Source organism: Stappia indica (assembly GCF_009789575.1).
Taxonomy (GTDB): domain Bacteria; phylum Pseudomonadota; class Alphaproteobacteria; order Rhizobiales; family Stappiaceae; genus Stappia; species Stappia indica_A.
In genome coordinates, this window is sequence record NZ_CP046908.1 from 302,784 (window position 1) to 319,122 (window position 16,339).

At 65.6% G+C, this 16,339-nt stretch carries 15 protein-coding genes; 2 read left to right on the plus strand and 13 right to left on the minus strand.

Features of this window, described 5'->3' with window-relative positions; translation table 11 throughout:
* Positions 1-3 precede the first annotated feature (3 nt).
* The 12 genes from GH266_RS01450 to GH266_RS01505 all read right to left on the minus strand — a co-directional run bounded on the left by GH266_RS01450 (position 4) and on the right by GH266_RS01505 (position 12,507).
* Complete coding sequence (locus tag GH266_RS01450) at positions 4-459, minus strand: type II toxin-antitoxin system RatA family toxin (protein ID WP_158192308.1); 456 nt, start codon at positions 457-459, stop codon at positions 4-6.
* Between the two features lie 61 nt (positions 460-520).
* Entirely contained in the window at positions 521-1,504 is a 984-nt protein-coding gene (gene lipA, locus GH266_RS01455) for a lipoyl synthase (RefSeq protein ID WP_158192309.1), read from the minus strand.
* A 54-nt stretch (positions 1,505-1,558) separates the two neighbouring features.
* Positions 1,559-1,993 carry an acyl-CoA thioesterase gene (locus GH266_RS01460; RefSeq protein WP_158192310.1) on the minus strand — a complete coding sequence of 145 codons (435 nt, stop codon included), beginning with the start codon at positions 1,991-1,993 and terminating at the stop codon, positions 1,559-1,561.
* The gene (locus GH266_RS01465) at positions 1,990-2,229 is read right to left on the minus strand and encodes a GlsB/YeaQ/YmgE family stress response membrane protein (protein WP_158192311.1); all 240 of its coding nucleotides are present in this window, start codon (positions 2,227-2,229) and stop codon (positions 1,990-1,992) included. The genes GH266_RS01460 and GH266_RS01465 overlap by 4 nt, the downstream gene beginning before the upstream one ends.
* A 58-nt stretch (positions 2,230-2,287) precedes the next feature.
* Positions 2,288-2,536, minus strand: coding sequence for a GlsB/YeaQ/YmgE family stress response membrane protein (locus tag GH266_RS01470; protein WP_158192312.1), 249 nt, complete (start codon positions 2,534-2,536; stop codon positions 2,288-2,290).
* A 93-nt stretch (positions 2,537-2,629) separates the two neighbouring features.
* The gene (gene lpdA, locus GH266_RS01475; RefSeq protein WP_158192313.1) at positions 2,630-4,078 is read right to left on the minus strand and encodes a dihydrolipoyl dehydrogenase; all 1,449 of its coding nucleotides are present in this window, start codon (positions 4,076-4,078) and stop codon (positions 2,630-2,632) included.
* A 108-nt stretch (positions 4,079-4,186) separates the two neighbouring features.
* Complete coding sequence (locus tag GH266_RS01480) at positions 4,187-5,560, minus strand: pyruvate dehydrogenase complex dihydrolipoamide acetyltransferase (RefSeq protein WP_158192314.1); 1,374 nt, start codon at positions 5,558-5,560, stop codon at positions 4,187-4,189.
* 15 nt (positions 5,561-5,575) lie between these two features.
* Positions 5,576-6,970 carry a pyruvate dehydrogenase complex E1 component subunit beta gene (locus tag GH266_RS01485; protein ID WP_158192315.1) on the minus strand — a complete coding sequence of 465 codons (1,395 nt, stop codon included), beginning with the start codon at positions 6,968-6,970 and terminating at the stop codon, positions 5,576-5,578.
* 15 nt (positions 6,971-6,985) lie between these two features.
* A complete protein-coding gene (gene pdhA / locus GH266_RS01490) occupies positions 6,986-8,038 on the minus strand; it encodes a pyruvate dehydrogenase (acetyl-transferring) E1 component subunit alpha (RefSeq protein WP_067215155.1) in 1,053 nt (350 codons plus the stop codon).
* A gap of 195 nt (positions 8,039-8,233) precedes the next feature.
* Positions 8,234-8,623, minus strand: coding sequence for an FtsB family cell division protein (locus GH266_RS01495; RefSeq protein WP_199270420.1), 390 nt, complete (start codon positions 8,621-8,623; stop codon positions 8,234-8,236).
* Positions 8,624-8,659: 36 nt separating this feature from the next.
* Positions 8,660-12,160: a transcription-repair coupling factor gene (mfd, locus tag GH266_RS01500; protein WP_158192316.1), complete on the minus strand. Its 3,501-nt coding sequence runs from the start codon at positions 12,158-12,160 to the stop codon at positions 8,660-8,662.
* Positions 12,161-12,210: 50 nt separating this feature from the next.
* Complete coding sequence (locus GH266_RS01505) at positions 12,211-12,507, minus strand: FAD assembly factor SdhE (RefSeq protein ID WP_158192317.1); 297 nt, start codon at positions 12,505-12,507, stop codon at positions 12,211-12,213.
* A gap of 199 nt (positions 12,508-12,706) precedes the next feature.
* Here GH266_RS01505 and recG point away from each other — a divergent pair, with 199 nt between their 5' ends.
* A complete protein-coding gene (recG, locus tag GH266_RS01510) occupies positions 12,707-14,815 on the plus strand; it encodes an ATP-dependent DNA helicase RecG (protein WP_158192318.1) in 2,109 nt (702 codons plus the stop codon).
* 27 nt (positions 14,816-14,842) lie between these two features.
* On the opposite strand, the gene GH266_RS01515 is transcribed toward recG, so the two are convergent.
* Positions 14,843-15,514, minus strand: coding sequence for a DUF502 domain-containing protein (locus tag GH266_RS01515; protein ID WP_158192319.1), 672 nt, complete (start codon positions 15,512-15,514; stop codon positions 14,843-14,845).
* 235 nt (positions 15,515-15,749) lie between these two features.
* Between GH266_RS01515 and GH266_RS01520 the strand changes: the two genes are divergently transcribed.
* A complete protein-coding gene (locus GH266_RS01520) occupies positions 15,750-16,157 on the plus strand; it encodes a YbaN family protein (RefSeq protein WP_158192320.1) in 408 nt (135 codons plus the stop codon).
* Positions 16,158-16,339 lie beyond the last annotated feature (182 nt).

Here is a 16,339-nt window from a genome sequence, read left to right on the forward strand (position 1 = left end):
AGGCTAGCCGGCGCCGTAGACCACGTCGGCCCGCGCCTCGAAGGCGTCGGAGAACTTCCTGAAAGCCCGGTCGAACATCGCCGACATGAGCGCACTCAGCGTGCGGCTCTTGAACTCGTAGGTGATGTCGAAACCGACCTCGCAGGCATCCTCGCCGAGCGGCTTGAACGTCCAGACATTTTCCAGATGCCGGAACGGGCCGTCGAGATACTCGACGAGAATGCGCCTGTTGTCAGGCTCCAGCGTGACCCGGCTGGTGAAGGTCTCGCGAAACAGCTTGTAGGCGACGGTCATGTCGGCGACGAGCACCTCGCGCCCTTCGCCGAGATCCTTTCGCCCCCTCACCTGCAGTTTCTCGCAAAGCGGCACGAATTCGGGATATTTCTCCACATCGGCGACCAGCGCGAACATGTCCTCGCTGCTGTGAGCCACCTTGTGGACGGTCTGGAATGACGGCATGTGACTTTCGGTCCTGCGTCTTTCTCGTGTCGGCGGCCCGGCGCGCGGCCGGGCCGGAAGATCAGGCGGAAGCGGCCTGGCCCAGCTTGGCGGCGCGCGCACGCTTCAGGTCGGCGAAGTCCTCGCCCGCGTGATGCGAGGAACGGGTCAGCGGGCTCGCCGAAACCTTCAGGAAGCCCTTCGCATAGGCGATCTTCTCGAACGCCGTGAACTCGTCGGGCGTCACGAAGCGCATCACCGCGTGATGCTTGGAACTCGGCTGCAGGTACTGGCCGATGGTCAGGAAGTCGACATCTGCGGTGCGCAGATCGTCCATCAGCTGCAGCACCTCGTTCCGCTCCTCGCCGAGGCCAACCATGATGCCCGACTTGGTGAACATGCCGGGGTCGATCTCCTTCACCTGCTGCAACAGGCGGATGGAGTGGAAATAGCGCGCACCGGGACGCACCGTCAGGTACTTCGACGGCACCGTCTCCAGATTGTGGTTGAAGACGTCGGGCCGCGCGCGAACCACCGTCTCCAGCGCGCCGGGTTTGCGCAGGAAATCGGGCGTCAGCACCTCGATGGTGGTCGAGGGCGCGCGCTCGCGGATCGCCTGGATCACTTCGGCGAAATGGCCGGCACCACCGTCGGCAAGATCGTCGCGATCCACCGAGGTAATGACGACATGCTGAAGGCCCATCGTCGCGACCGCCTCGGCAACGCCGCCCGGCTCCTTCGGATCGACCGGGCCGGGCATGCCCGTGCGCACGTTGCAGAAGGCGCAGGCGCGGGTGCAGGTATCGCCGAGGATCATGAAGCTGGCATGCTTCTTCGACCAGCATTCGCCGATATTCGGACAGCCCGCTTCCTCGCAGACGGTCACGAGATTGTTGGAGCGAACCACCTGCTGCGTCTCCCGATAGACGGGGGACGTCGGCGCCTTCACCCGGATCCAGGCAGGCTTGCGCTGGATCGGGTTGTCGGGCCGGTGGGCCTTTTCCGGGTGGCGGGGCCGCTCGGCCTGCGAGTTGCCCTGGGTAACCGTGTCGAGGAGTGTAACCATGGCACCTAAGTGTCGCTGTTGGGGTGAAAGGTCAAGCGGTTCCGCGCCGGTCTGCTATACCGCCGCAGCAGGTCTCATATAGCTTTTCAACTGCGCAACGGCGGCCTCGCCGAGCGGCTGCGAGCGGCGGGTGGCCTCGTTGATCTGCACGACCACGCTGCGCGCCTTCGCGAGCGACCGTCCCTGCTGGCAGATCACCTGCTCCAGCGTCACCGAACTGCGCCCGATGCTCGCGACCGCCGTGCCGATCTCCACCGTGCCGGGCCACAGGCCCTCGGCAAGAAAATCCAGTTCCAGCCGGGCGATCACAAAGGCCGCACCCGGTTCGGCGAGTTCGCCTGCCACATGGAACAGAAGCTCCACCCGGCCGGTCTCCAGAAACGTCGAGTAGACCGCGTTGTTGACGTGGCCCTGGCGATCTGTGTCGCTGTAGCGCAGCTTGTCGCTCGTGCGCAGCGGAAAGGCATCGATGACGGAAGCGTCGCTCAACCGCGGATCTTCCGCCAGACAAACAACAGCAGGATCGCGCCCACCGTCGCCAGCACCAGCTGGTCGATGAACCCGCCCGACACATTGAGCTTGAAGATTTCTGCAAGCTTGCCGCCGACCAGCGCGCCGATCAGACCGACGACCAGGCTGCCGAAGAAGCCGCCGCGGCTGTCGAGCACGCGGTGCGCCACGGCACCGGCGATCAGCCCGATCAAGATCCAGAGGATGATGCCCATTCTGCCCTCACCTGAAAGCCGGCCGGGGATCGCCCGGCCGGTAATGTTACCCGTCCGATCAGGCAAGCACCCGAGCGATCAGCACCACGACAATCGCGCCGACCGCCGCGACGATGACCTGATTCACGAAGGCATTGCCGACATTGATGTTGATGCCGGCAAGGTTGAACAGGAAGCCGCCGACAAACGCACCGATCAGGCCGGTGATGAGATAGCGGACAAGACCGCCGCCGCCGATCAACAGGCTGGCGAGCCAGCCGGCAATGAGACCGATGGCGCACCAGATGAGGATGTTCTTGACGTCCATGTCGAAAGTCCCCGTTTGTGAAATTGCGCCGGAAGGCACCCGCCAAGGGTAGACGCTTCGAGGCGCAACTCAAGATCGGACCGACGCCTGTCCTCAGGCGTTCAGCACCCGGCCATAGGCGTCGAGCACGCTTTCCTTCATCATTTCCGACAGGGTCGGATGCGGGAAGATCGTGTGCATCAGCTCTTCCTCGGTGGTCTCCAGGTTCATGGCGACCACGAAACCCTGGATCAGCTCGGTCACTTCCGCGCCGACCATATGCGCACCGATCAGCTCGCCGGTCTTCTTGTCGAAGATCGTCTTGATCATGCCCTGATCCTCGCCGAGCGCGATCGCCTTGCCGTTGGCCGCGAAGCTGTAGCGTCCGACGCGGATGTCGCGGCCCTGCTCCTTGGCCTTGGCCTCGGTCAAACCGACGGAGGCGACCTGCGGGTTGCAATAGGTGCAGCCCGGAATGCGGCCCATCTCCATCGGATGGACGCCCGGCACGCCGGCGATCTTCTCGATGCAGATGACGCCCTCGTGCTCGGCCTTGTGGGCCAGCATCGGCGGCCCGGCGACATCGCCGATGGCATAGAGGCCCGGCACGTTGGTCTTGCCGTAGCCGTCTATGACGATGCAGCCGCGGTCGGTCTTGACGCCGAGCGCCTCGAGGCCGAGGCCTTCGATATTGCCCTGGACGCCGACGGCGGAGATCAGACGGTCGGCGGTGATCTTCTCCACCTTGCCGTCCTTGGTCTCAACATGCGCGGTGACGGAATTGGCGCCCTTCTCAACCTTGGCGACCTTCGCCTCGGTGAGGATCTTCAACCCTCGCTTTTCCAGCTGCTTGCGGGCGAAGGCGGAGATCTCGGCGTCTTCCACCGGCATGACCTGCGGCATCACCTCGACGACGGTCACCTCTGCGCCCATCGAGCGATAGAAGGACGCGAACTCGATGCCGATGGCGCCCGATCCCATCACGACCAGCGACTTGGGCATGACGTCCGGCTTCATCGCCTCGAAATAGGTCCAGATCAGCTTGCCGTCCGGCTCGATCCCCGGCAGCGCACGAGGACGCGCGCCGGTCGCGACGATGATGTGCTTGGCCGTGTAGGTGCCCTCGCCCTTGACACCCTTCGGCACCGGGTTCTGCGGCTCGACCACCGGCTTCGTCGACTTGCCGACGCTGATCTCGCCGGGCTTGGTCAGCTTCGCCTCGCCCCAGATCACGTCGATCTTGTTCTTCTTCATCAGGAAGGCGACGCCGCCGTTGAGACGGGCCGAGACGCCGCGCGAACGGGCAACCACGTCCTTGACGTCGGCGGTCATCTTGCCCTCGAGCTTCAGGCCGAAGCTCTTGGCGTGGTTGGCGTTATCGAGGATCTCCGCGGACCGGAGCAGCGCCTTGGTTGGAATGCAACCCCAGTTGAGGCAGATGCCGCCAAGATGCTCGCGCTCGACGATCGCGGTCTTGAGGCCGAGCTGCGCCGCACGGATGGCCGTGACATAGCCTCCCGGACCCGAGCCGATGATGATGACGTCGTAGGACGTGCCGCTCATGAAAAGTCCTCCAGATAGGACGGCGGGCGCGCCGCAAGGCTGCGCCCGGCGGAAACCGGAATTGATGGCGAGACGGCCGGCGCCGCGATGCGGCGCCGGCCTGTTGGATCACACCAGCATGCTCATCGGGTTTTCGATGAACTGCCGGAACGCAGCCATCAGTTCCGCGCCGAGGGCGCCGTCGACCGCACGGTGGTCGGTCGACAGGGTCACCGACATGACGGTGGCAATCGCCAGCGCACCGTTCTTGACCACGGCGCGCTGTTCGCCCGCGCCGACCGCGAGAATCGTCGCGTGCGGCGGGTTGATCACCGCGGCAAAGTCCTTGATGCCGAACATGCCGAGGTTGGAGACCGACGTCGTGCCGCCCTGGTATTCCTGCGGCTGCAGCTTGCGGCTGCGGGCGCGACCGGCCAGGTCCTTCATCTCGTTGGAGATCGCGGACAGGGTCTTCTCGTCGGCCCGGCGGATGATCGGCGTGATCAGGCCACCCTCGATGGCCACCGCAACGCCGACATCGGCGTGCTTGTGGACCAGCATGCCGCCGTCGGTCCAGCTGGCATTGGCCGCCGGAACCGCCTTCAGCGCCAGTGCATGGGCCTTGATGACCATGTCGTTGACCGAGAGCTTGTAGGCCGGCTTGCCGTCCTTGTCCTTCGGCGCCGCGTCGTTCAGCTGGGCACGCAGGGCCAGCAGCGCATCGAGCTCGCAATCCACCGTCAGGTAGAAATGCGGCACGGTCTGCTTGGACTCCGTCAGACGCTTGGCGATGGTCTTGCGCATGTTGTCATGCGGCACGACCTCGTAGCTGCCCTCCTCGAAGAGCTTGAGCACCTGGCTTTCGGCCATGCCGGACGGCGCGGCAGCCTTGGGAGCCTCGGCAGCGGCGGGCTTCTCGGCCGCAGCGGCCTTCGGCGCATCCGCACCCTTGCGGCCGGTACCGGACTTCAGCGCCTCGTCCACATCGCGCTTGACGATGCGGCCATGCGGACCGGAGCCGGAGATCGCGGCAAGGTCGAGGCCGTCCTGCGCCGCAAGCCGGCGGGCGAGCGGCGAGGCAAAGATGCGCTCGCCCTTGTCGCCGGCCGGGGCCGGCGGTGCCTTGGCGGGAGCCGCCTGCTCGGCAGCGGTCGGAGCGGACGGCTCCGACTTTGCAGGTGCCTCGGACTTCGCAGGCGCTTCGACCTTGGCAGGTGCAGCACCGGCCTTCGCGGCGCCGGCGAGCGAGGAGGCATCCTCCCCCTCTTCCAGCAGCAGCGCGATGACCTCGTTGACCTTCACGCCCTCGGTGCCTTCCGCCACGAGGATCTTGCCGACCGTGCCCTCTTCGACCGCCTCGACTTCCATGGTCGCCTTGTCGGTCTCGATTTCCGCGATGACGTCGCCGGAGGAGACGGTGTCGCCCTCCTTGACCAGCCACCTGGCGAGATTGCCCTCTTCCATCGTCGGCGAGAGGGCCGGCATCAAAATCTTGATTGGCATCGTCTCTTCCCCGCCTCAGGCCGTGTAGGTGACGGCTTTGACCGCGTCGATGACTTCCTTCACCGAAGGCAGAGCCAGCTTCTCGAGGTTGGCCGCGTAAGGCATCGGCACATCCTTGCCGGTGACCCGCAGGATCGGCGCATCGAGCCAGTCGAACGCCTTCTCCTGGACCTGATAGCCGATCTCCGAGGAGACCGAGCACATCGGATAGGCTTCCTCTACCGTGACCAGGCGCCCGGTCTTCTTCACCGAGGCGATGATCGTGTCGATGTCGAGCGGACGGATCGAGCGCAGGTTGACCACTTCGGCGGAAATGCCGGCAGCCGCCAGTTCCTCGACCGCCTTCATGACATAGGTCATGCCGATGCCCCAGGAGACGATGGTGACATCGCTGCCCTTGCGCTCGACCTTGGCCTTGCCGATCGGCAGGACGAAGTCCTCGACATCCGGGATCTCGAAGGTCTGGCCGTAGAGGATCTCGTTCTCGAGGAACACGACCGGGTTCGGATCGCGGATCGCGGCCTTGAGCAGGCCTTTGGCATCGGCCGCCGACCACGGCTGCACGACCTTGAGGCCCGGAACATGCGCATACCAGGCCGCGTAGTCCTGGCTGTGCTGGGCGGCAACGCGGGCCGCCGCACCATTGGCGCCGCGGAACACGATGGGCGCGCCCATCTGGCCGCCGGACATGTAGAGCGTCTTGGCGGCGGAGTTGATGATCTGGTCGATCGCCTGCATGGCGAAGTTGAAGGTCATGAACTCGACGATCGGCTTGAGGCCGGCCATCGCCGCGCCGACGCCAAGGCCGGTGAAGCCGTGCTCGGTGATCGGGGTGTCGATGACGCGCCTGGCCCCGAACTCCTCGAGCAGGCCTTGCGAGATCTTGTAGGCGCCCTGATATTCGGCGACTTCCTCGCCCATCAGAAAGACGTCGCCGTCGCGGCGCATCTCTTCCGCCATCGCATCGCGCAAGGCTTCGCGAACGGTGGTCTTCACCATCGGCGTGCCTTCCGGCACATCCGGATCGCTGACGTCATCAGGGGCCGGAGCGACGGGCGCCGCGGCAACCGGAGCCGGCTTTTCGGCCGGGGCCTCGGCTGCCTTTTCCTGCGGCGCGGGCGCTGCAGCAGCGGCCTTCGGCGCCGCGTCGAGGGCGGATGCGTCCTCGTCCTCGCCCAGCAGCATGGCGATGGGCGTGTTGACCTTGACGTTCTCGGTGCCCTCGGCAACGAGGATCTTGCCGAGCACGCCCTCGTCGACCGCCTCGACCTCCATGGTCGCCTTGTCGGTCTCGATCTCGGCGATCACATCGCCGGCGGCGACGCTGTCGCCTTCCTTCTTCACCCATTTGGCCAGGGTGCCCTCTTCCATCGTCGGGGAGAGGGCCGGCATCAGAATCTCAATCGGCATCGTACGCTCCCGCGATCAAAGAAGAATGTCGGTGTAGAGCTCGGAAACATCCGGCTCCGGATCCGTCTGCGCGAACTCGGCGGACTCCGCCACGATCTCGCGCACCTCCTTGTCGATGGCCTTGAGGTCGTCCTCGCTCGCCCATCCATTGTCCAGCAGACGCTTGCGGACCTGCTCGATCGGATCGTGCTCGGTGCGCATCTTCTGGACCTCCTCCTTCGACCGGTACTTGGCCGGGTCGGACATGGAGTGGCCGCGATAGCGATAGGTGATCATTTCGAGGATGTACGGGCCCTTGCCCGAGCGGCAGTGCTCGAGCGCCTTCTCGCTGGCCGCCATGACGGCGCGCACGTCCATGCCGTCGACCTGCTCGCCGGGAATGCCGAACGAGGCGCCGCGCTGCGAGAGATCCGTCGTCGCGGAGGCGCGCTCGACGCTGGTGCCCATGCCGTACTTGTTGTTCTCGATGACATAGACCACGGGCAGCTTCCACAGCTGCGCCATGTTGAAGCTCTCGTAGACCTGGCCCTGGTTGGAAGCGCCATCGCCGAAGAAGGTCATCGCGACCGCACCGTTCTCGCGGTAGCGGTTGGCAAAGCCGAGGCCGGTGCCGAGCGAGACCTGGGCGCCGACGATGCCGTGGCCACCGTAGAACTGCTTTTCCTTGGAGAACATGTGCATGGAGCCGCCCTTCCCCTTGGAATAGCCGCCCCGGCGTCCGGTCAGCTCGGCCATGACGCCCTTCGGGTCCATGTCCATGGCGAGCATGTGGCCGTGATCACGATAGCCGGTGATCATCTGGTCGCCGTCCTTGGATGCCATGCGCATGCCGACGACGACCGCTTCCTGACCGATATAAAGGTGACAGAAGCCGCCGATCAGGCCCATGCCGTAAAGCTGGCCGGCCTTTTCCTCGAAGCGGCGGATGAGCAGCATGTGCCGATAGGCACCCAGCTCCTGCTCCTTGGTGAACTCTACGATCGCGGGCGACGATTTGGCCGCCCCTCCCTTCGACCGGGCAGCGCTCTTCGAGCGTGCACCGGAGGTCTTGCCAGACGTTCCAGCCATGTCCCTCGTCTCGGTTTTGCGTCCCTTGCGGGACTGCGTTTCCCCTTCAGCAATCTAGCGGAAGGTACGCGAGGGGAAAAGTCAATGAAAGCCGGAAGTTGATGGCGCAAGAATCATATTATGTTGCTGATATTGAACATGTTTTTGAAATTTAACTGAAAGATGGTTCAAAATTCGCTTTGAACCTGTTTTCGGTTACTCTGCAGAGGCGCGGCTCGGGCGCAGGATCGCCAGCTCCTGCGAATGCACCAGGTTCAGGCTTGCGCGCGCCCGCTCGTCGATCATGTCCGGATCGAGGCTTTCGGGGCGCAGCAACATCACGCGCCTGAGCAAGTCTTCGCGTTCCCCGCGCACCACGGCAAGCTCTTTCTCGAGCTCGGCATAGCGATGCTCGATCCGTGCCTTGCCCACGAGACCGAGCTCGCCGTTCAGCGCGTGAAAGGCGAAGTAGGCAACAAGCCCCACGGCAATCGCGGGCACCGTGAGGCGCTGGCGAAGGGTACGGCGGCGATGGCGAGTGGAATTGAACGGCACGGAAGCGACCCGACTCGATACGAACAGTTCGACGGGATCACTATCGGCCATCAGCCTTAATGGTTGGTTGCCGCCCGGGCGAAAGGCTCAGGCGGCAGCGGTTTCTGCCTCCGCAAGGCGCACCAGCTTGAGCAGCACGGCAGCGCTGCCCTTGAGCCGCTGCTCGGCGCTGTCCCAGTCGCGCGCCAGGACCACCTTCTGGTCGGGGCGGATCTTCGCCAGGACGCCCTGCTCGGCGATATAGGATACCAGCCCGGCCGGATTGGCGAAGGAGCTGTTGCGGAAGGCGATGACCACGCCCTTCGGCCCGGCATCGATCTTCTCCACATTGGCCCGGCGGCACAGCCCCTTGATGAAGACGATCTTCAGCAGGTGTTCCACCTCTTCCGGCAGCGGACCGAAACGGTCGATGAGCTCGGCGCCGAACGCGTCGATCTCCTCCGGCGCGGCAAGGTCCGCCAGCCGCCGATAAAGAGACAGGCGCAGCGGCAAATCGGCGACATAGCTTTCCGGGATGAGAACAGGCGTCCCGACCTGGATCTGCGGCGACCAGGTCTCCTCGGCCTCGGCACCGTCGCCGGTGCGCAGCTGCGCCACCGCCTCTTCCAGCATCTGCTGATAGAGTTCGAAGCCGACTTCCTTGATGTGCCCCGACTGCTCCTCGCCGAGCAGGTTGCCCGCACCGCGAATGTCGAGGTCGTGGCTGGCGAGCTGGAAGCCGGCACCGAGGCTATCGAGCGATTGCAGCACCTTGAGTCGTCGGTCGGCGGTGGTCGTCAGCGACTTGTTGGCCGGCACCGTGAACAGCGCATAGGCCCGCGTCTTCGACCGGCCAACGCGCCCGCGCAGCTGGTAGAGCTGGGCAAGGCCGAACATGTCCGCCCGGTGGACGATCAGCGTGTTGGCGGTCGGGATATCGAGACCGGATTCGACGATGGTCGTCGACAGAAGCACGTCGTACTTGCCCTCGTAGAAGGCGTTCATGACGTCTTCCAGCTCGCTCGGCGCCATCTGGCCATGCGCCACGGCAACCTTCACCTCCGGCACGCTCTGCTCGAGGAAGGTCTTCTGATCGGCAAGATCGGAGACGCGCGGGCAGACATAGAAGCTCTGGCCGCCGCGATAGCGCTCGCGCAGCAGCGCCTCGCGCACCACCACCGGATCGAACGGCGAGATGAAGGTGCGCACAGCAAGCCGGTCCACCGGCGGCGTCGCGATCAGCGACAGTTCCCGCACGCCGGTCAGCGCCAGCTGCAGGGTGCGCGGGATCGGCGTCGCCGACAGGGTCAGCACATGCACCTCGGATTTCAGCTCCTTGAGCTTCTCCTTATGCTTCACGCCGAAATGCTGCTCCTCGTCGATGATCAGCAGACCGAGATCGCGGAAGGTGACGCCCTTGCCGAGGAGGGCATGGGTGCCGACGACGATATCGACCGAACCGTCGGCAAGGCCCTTCTTGGTCGCCGCTAGATCCTTGGCCGGCACCAGCCGCGAGGCGTGCGCGACATTGATCGGCAGGCCCTGGAAGCGCTCGGAGAACGTCTTGAAGTGCTGGCGGGCCAGCAGCGTCGTCGGCACCACCAGCGCCACTTGGCGGCCGGTCATCGCGGCGATGAAGGCCGCCCGCAGGGCCACCTCGGTCTTGCCGAAACCGACGTCGCCACAGACCAGACGATCCATCGGGCGCCCGGACGCAAGGTCCTCGAACACCGCGTCGATGGCGTTGAGCTGGTCCTCGGTCTCGTCATAGGGGAAGCGCGTCGCGAACTCGTCGTAGACGCCTTCCGGCGGAACGATGGGCGGAGCGGTACGCAGGGCCCGGGCGGCAGCGGTCTTGATCAACCCGTCGGCGATCTCGAGGATCCGCTTCTTCATCCGGGCCTTGCGGGCCTGCCACGCCCCGCCGCCCAGTTTGTCGAGCTGCGCCTCGGTATCTTCCGATCCGTAGCGGGTCAGAAGCTCGATGTTCTCGACCGGCAGGAACAGCTTGTCGCCGCCGGCATATTGCAGCTCGAGACAATCGTGCGGCGCGCCGGCCGCCTCGATGGTCCGCAGACCGATGAAGCGGCCGATGCCGTGGTCGACGTGAACCACGAGATCGTTCTGGGCAAGGCTTGCGGCCTCGGTCAGGACGTTGGCGCCCGACGCCTTGCGGCGGCGCTGGCGCACCAGGCGGTCGCCGAGAATGTCCTGCTCGCAAATGACGGTGAGGCCGTCGACCTCGAAGCCCTGCTCGATGCCGAGCACGGCGAGCGCGGCCATGCCCTTGGGCAGGCCCAGCGCATCGCGGTCGGTCGCAACGGGCGCTGCACGGTCGAGACCGTGATCGGCAAGGACGTGCGACAGGCGCTCGCGCGATCCCTCGCTCCAGCAGGCGATGACGATGCGGTCGCCTGCCTTGCGCCGGGCGCTGGCATGGGCCGCCAAGGCATCGAAGACGTTGACGTCGCCGGCGGAGCGCTCCGCCGCGAAGCTGCGCCCCTGCCGGCCGCCGAGCTCCAGCACCTGCTGCCCCGTTCCGGGCGGCACGTCGAAGGCCGACAGACGCAGGCTCGCACCATCCGCAAGGGACGTCGCCCATTCCTCGCCGGTCAGGTAGAGCGCGTCCGGCGCCAGCGGCTTGTACGGCACCGCTCCGGAGCCCGAGGACTTGCCCAGCACATCGACACGCGCCTGATGGTGTTCGGTGATCTGCTCCTGACGCTCGCGCACCACGTCGTCGATGGCGGCAGAGAGAACGAAGGGCGCACCCGGGCAGTAGTCGAACAGCGTGGCGAGCCGCTCGTGGAACAGCGGCAGCCAGTGCTCCATGCCGGCATAGCGGCGGCCTTCGCTGATCGACTGATAGAGGATGTCGTCCCGGTCGGCAGCGCCGAAGCTTGCCACATAGCCCTTCCGGAACCGCGAGACGGTCTCGTCCGTGAGCACCACCTCGCTCATCGCGACGAGATCGAGATGCTTGATCTGCCGCGTCGTGCGCTGGGTTTCGGTATCGAAGGTACGCAGCGACTCCAGCGTGTCGCCGAAGAAGTCGAGGCGAACGGGCGCTTCCATTCCCGGCGCGAAGACATCGACGATACCACCGCGCACAGCATACTCGCCCGTGTCCTGCACGGTCGAGGAGCGCACGAAGCCGTTGGTCTCCAGCCAGGAGACCAGCCCGCCGAGATCGACCCGGTTGCCCGGACGGGCGCTCCAGCTCTGGCTGCGGGCGAAGTCCGGTACCGGCAGGCGCTGCAAGGCGGCATTGGCGGTGGTGAGAAGGATCGTCGGCCGCTCGAACGCGGAGCTCCCGCCAGCAAGCCGGCTGAGCGACGTCAGGCGCCGGGCGACGAGCGCGGAAGTCGGCGAAACCCGGTCATAGGGAAGGCAGTCCCAGGCCGGCAGGTCCAGCACATCGCAATCGGGCGCGAAATAGGCGAGCGCATCCTGCACGCTGCGCGCATGGCTGGCATCGCGCGCGACGAAGACGAGGGCAAGGCCCGGACCCGCATCCTTGACGAGAGCCGCCAGTACATAGGCTTCGGCGCCGTCCGGCACGCCGGTGATAACGGCATTGCCTGCCTTGAGGGAGAGTTTGTCGACCACGATTCGGTTCCCGGCCCGGCCAGCCACGCCCCATGCGGCTGGCGGAGAGTTTAGCTGCTCTTGCTGCGATAGGCGGCGATGGCGCGATACAGCGCGGTGTCGTGCTCGGCCGGGACCGGCTTGCGCCCGATCATCCAGGCGAACAGCTCCTGGTCGGAGACATCCATCAGCACTTCCAGCGTGGCAAGATCCGCCTCGCTCATCGTCCCGGCATGCTCGCCCACATAGCCGCCGAGGAGAATGTCCATCTCCTTCATGCCGCGATGCTGGCAGCGATAGAGAATGCGCTTGCGCCGCGCGTTGTCGTCGTCGCGCTCGCTTTCGGACGTGACCGTGCGGTCTGCCATGCCGTTTCCTTTGTCTTCGCCAGCGCCCGCTGGGGACGCATCTGCCCGGCCGCACGGGTGCGGCCTTGACAGAACCCTGATCGTGCGCGGGTTATAGCGGTCCCCGCGTGAAACTCAATGCACGGGGCTGCCGCCGGTTCCAGCGACCGTGCCCTTGGCAGCATGTCCACCAGCCAGAAGACCGGCCCGCTTCCTGTCCATGCGCCCTTCGATCCTCGACCCCCTGTTCGCTCCCGTTTCGTCCCTGCCGGGCGTCGGCTCCAGGCTGGCGACTCGGCTTGTCAGCCTGCTGGGAACGGACCCGGAACGCGAGCCGCATGTCATCGACCTGTTGATGCACATCCCGAGCGGCATCATCGACCGGCGCCTGCGCCCCGGCATCGCGCGTGCACCGGAAGGAGCCATCGTCACGCTGGAGGTGCGGATCGACCGCCATCAGGCCCCTCCCCGCGGCAGTCGCGCCCCCTACCGGATCTTCGGCCACGACGACAGCGGCGAGATCGCCTTCGTGTTCTTCCATGCCAATTCCAGCTGGCTGGAAAAGTCCATGCCGGTGGGCGCCGATCTCATCGTCTCCGGCCGGGTCGAGTGGTTCAACGGCCGCCCACAGATGGTTCACCCCGATCATGTGGTGCCGGCGGAGGAGGCCGACACGCTGCCGCTGGTCGAGCCCGTCTATCCGCTGACGCAGGGCCTGTCGGGCAAGGTGCTGCAAAAGGCCATCGCTGCGGGCCTGGAGCGCGTGCCGGATCTTCCCGAATGGCTGGATGCTGCCCATGGCAAGCGGGCGAACTGGCCCTCGTTCCGCGAGGCGCTGATCGCGCTGCATCGGCCGGACGAGGCGCGCCTTGCCGAACAAGGCGAGGACAGCGCAGCTTTGACGCGCCTCAGCTATGACGAGTTTCTCGCCAACCAGCTTGCTCTTGCCCTCGTGCGGCGCTCGCTGCGCCAGACACGGGGCATCGGCCGCACATTTGACGGAGCCTTGAAGGCAAAGATCCTGGCTGCCCTTCCCTATTCCCTCACAGACGGCCAAGCGCAGGCAGTCCGGGAGATCGAGGAGGATCTCGCCTCGCCGATCCGCATGCTGCGTCTGCTGCAAGGCGATGTCGGCGCCGGCAAGACCGTGGTGGGTCTGCTCGCAGCGGCCGCCGCCATCGAATCGGGCGCCCAGACCGTGATGATGGCACCGACCGAAATCCTCGCCCGCCAGCACCATGCCTCACTCGCCCCGCTGTGCGAGGCCGCCGGCATTCGACTTGCCGTCCTCACCGGACGAGACGGCGCCCGGCACAAGCGCGAGACGCGGGCAGCGCTGGAAGCCGGCGAGATCGACCTTCTCGTCGGCACCCACGCGCTTTTCCAGTCGGACATCGCATTCGCCAATCTCGGCCTGGCCATCGTCGATGAGCAGCACCGCTTCGGCGTCCACCAGCGCCTGATGCTCGCCTCCAAGGGACAGAGCGTCGACATGCTGGTGATGACGGCAACGCCCATCCCGCGCACGCTCGTGCTCACCTATTTCGGCGACATGGAAGTCTCCCGCCTGACGGAAAAGCCCGCCGGCCGTCAGCCGATCACCACGGTCGCCGTGCCGCTCGACCGCATGGACGAGGTGGTCGAGCGCCTGCGTGCCGCCTTGCAGGAGGGCAAGAAGGCTTACTGGGTGTGCCCTCTCGTCGAAGAATCCGAGAAATCCGACCTTGCTGCGGCCGAGGAGCGCCATGCGGTCCTGACGCAGCTCCTGGGACCGCGCGTGGCGCTGGTGCACGGGCGCCAGAGCAGCGACGAGAAAGACGCTGCCATGCGCGCGTTCAAGGACGGCCCCGTCCAGCTTCTGGTTGCCACCACCGTGATCGAGGTCGGCGTCGATGTGCCGGAAGCCTCCATCATCGTCATCGAACACGCCGAACGGTTCGGCCTGTCGCAGTTGCACCAGCTGCGCGGCCGGGTCGGGCGCGGCAAGGAAGCCTCGACCTGCCTCCTGCTCTACAAGACGCCGATCGGCGAGACGGCCCGCGCGCGTCTTTCGATCATGCGCGAGACCAACGACGGCTTCCTGATCGCCGAGGAAGATCTGCGCCTGCGCGGCGAGGGCGAAATTCTCGGCACCCGCCAGTCCGGCACGCCGGGCTTCCGCATCGCCGATGCGGGTACCCAAGCAGAGCTGCTGGAGACCGCGCGCGACGACGCCCGGCTGGTGCTGGAGACGGAGCCGGCCCTCGACGGCAAGCGCGGGCCGCATCTCAGGATGCTGCTCTATCTGTTCGGACGCGACGAGGCCGTCCGCCTGCTCCGCGCCGGATGACGTCGGGAGCTGCTCTCCGGCACGATCTCAACCAGGGGAGGCGGTGGCCTCGTCCTCGTTCTTCTGCAGCTGTGCCGAGGCCAGCTTGTCGTATTCCGGGCTGACCAGGCCCGCGGAGATGACAAGCTTCGCCGCTTCTTCCACCGTCATGTCGAGTTCGATGATCTCGTTCTTGGGAACGTAGAGCAGGAAGCCCGAAGTCGGATTCGGCGTCGTCGGCAGGAAGACGGCGGTGACATTCGCCCCCTCCTTGTCGAGCCGGTGCGCGACCTCGCCGCGTGCATCGGTTGCGATGAACACGATCGCCCACAGGCCCGGGCGGGGATACTGGATGATCGCCGCCTTCTTGAAGCTGTTGGAACGCTCCGCCAGCACCGTCTCGAAGATCTGCTTCAGGCCGCTGTAGAGATTGCGCACCACCGGCATGCGGCCCAGCAGCAGCTCGCCATAGGACACCAACGTCTTGCCGGCGATATTCGCCGTCAGGAAGCCGATGACGACGAGCGCGAGGAACGCGACGATCAGGCCCACGCCCGGAACCGGAAGGGGAAGATAGGTGTCGGGATTGTATACCTGCGGGATCAGCGGCTTGATCCAGCCGTCCACCCACTGGACGATCGACCAGGTCAGATAGGCCGTGATGCCGAGCGGGCCGGCAATGATCAGTCCGGTAAGGAAATAGTTCCGCAGCCGGGTCATTGCCCTCGGCCGCGCCGCTGGCGCCGGGACTGGCTCCAGCTCTTCGGGATTGCTGCTTCCGCTCATAGTCGCTTCACGTCCTGCCATGCGGCGATACGGCTCTGGCTGTACCGCCCTCGCACGCTGCCCACCCTCGCACACTTACGATGTTGCAGCGCCGAACTAGCCCCCTGCCCGAACATTTGATAGTCAGCCTGAGCGATTGAGCAAGTCGCCATGGAGACAAACCGGTTTCATGGACCAGAATGCACCCACGCCCGGCTCGTCTTGGGCCCTGCGTCTCGGTTACCGGCTGCTCGGTGCATTGCTGGTGGCGATCGGCATAGTCGGCGCGTTCCTGCCGCTGCTTCCCTCCACCATCTTCTTCATCGGTGCAACGGCTTGCTTTGCCCGCTCCTCACCGGCACTCGAAGCCTGGCTGCTCGAGCACCCGCAATTCGGCCCCGGCATCCGCGCCTGGCGCGACGAGCGGGCGATCCGTCCGCGCGCCAAGATCGCTGCACTGTGCGGAATGGCATTCGGCTATGCCGTCTTCCTGCTCTCGGCCAAGCCGACCTTGCCGCTGGCCGTTTTCGTCTCCGTTGTGCTGATGGGCTGCGCGACCTATGTCGCCTCGCGTCCCTCGGGCTCCGAGTTTGACTGAAACAACCTGGCTGCCTCTTTCTCACCAATGGTTTACCATCGCGCGACAAGGCGTCGCACCATGTGATGCCGGTCACGGCGACAGGACACTCCTGCGCGCAGACTTGCCTCATCCCGTCATCCGATCCCGCAAGGACAGGCCGACGGTCAAACCAGAGAATGCGAGGATTTGGCAATGACCAG

Excerpts from the sequence above, each read along its gene's own strand:
- GH266_RS01450 (WP_158192308.1), bottom strand. The coding sequence starts at position 459 with ATGCCGTCATTCCAGACCGTCCACAAGGTGGCTCACAGCAGCGAGGAC.
- lipA (WP_158192309.1), bottom strand. The coding sequence starts at position 1,504 with ATGGTTACACTCCTCGACACGGTTACCCAGGGCAACTCGCAGGCCGAG.
- GH266_RS01465 (WP_158192311.1), bottom strand. The coding sequence starts at position 2,229 with ATGGGCATCATCCTCTGGATCTTGATCGGGCTGATCGCCGGTGCCGTG.
- GH266_RS01470 (WP_158192312.1), bottom strand. The coding sequence starts at position 2,536 with ATGGACGTCAAGAACATCCTCATCTGGTGCGCCATCGGTCTCATTGCC.
- lpdA (WP_158192313.1), bottom strand. The coding sequence starts at position 4,078 with ATGAGCGGCACGTCCTACGACGTCATCATCATCGGCTCGGGTCCGGGA.
- GH266_RS01480 (WP_158192314.1), bottom strand. The coding sequence starts at position 5,560 with ATGCCAATCAAGATTTTGATGCCGGCCCTCTCGCCGACGATGGAAGAG.
- GH266_RS01485 (WP_158192315.1), bottom strand. The coding sequence starts at position 6,970 with ATGCCGATTGAGATTCTGATGCCGGCCCTCTCCCCGACGATGGAAGAG.
- pdhA (WP_067215155.1), bottom strand. The coding sequence starts at position 8,038 with ATGGCTGGAACGTCTGGCAAGACCTCCGGTGCACGCTCGAAGAGCGCT.
- GH266_RS01495 (WP_199270420.1), bottom strand. The coding sequence starts at position 8,623 with ATGGCCGATAGTGATCCCGTCGAACTGTTCGTATCGAGTCGGGTCGCT.
- GH266_RS01505 (WP_158192317.1), bottom strand. The coding sequence starts at position 12,507 with ATGGCAGACCGCACGGTCACGTCCGAAAGCGAGCGCGACGACGACAAC.
- recG (WP_158192318.1), top strand. The coding sequence starts at position 12,707 with ATGCGCCCTTCGATCCTCGACCCCCTGTTCGCTCCCGTTTCGTCCCTG.
- GH266_RS01515 (WP_158192319.1), bottom strand. The coding sequence starts at position 15,514 with ATGACCCGGCTGCGGAACTATTTCCTTACCGGACTGATCATTGCCGGC.
- GH266_RS01520 (WP_158192320.1), top strand. The coding sequence starts at position 15,750 with ATGGACCAGAATGCACCCACGCCCGGCTCGTCTTGGGCCCTGCGTCTC.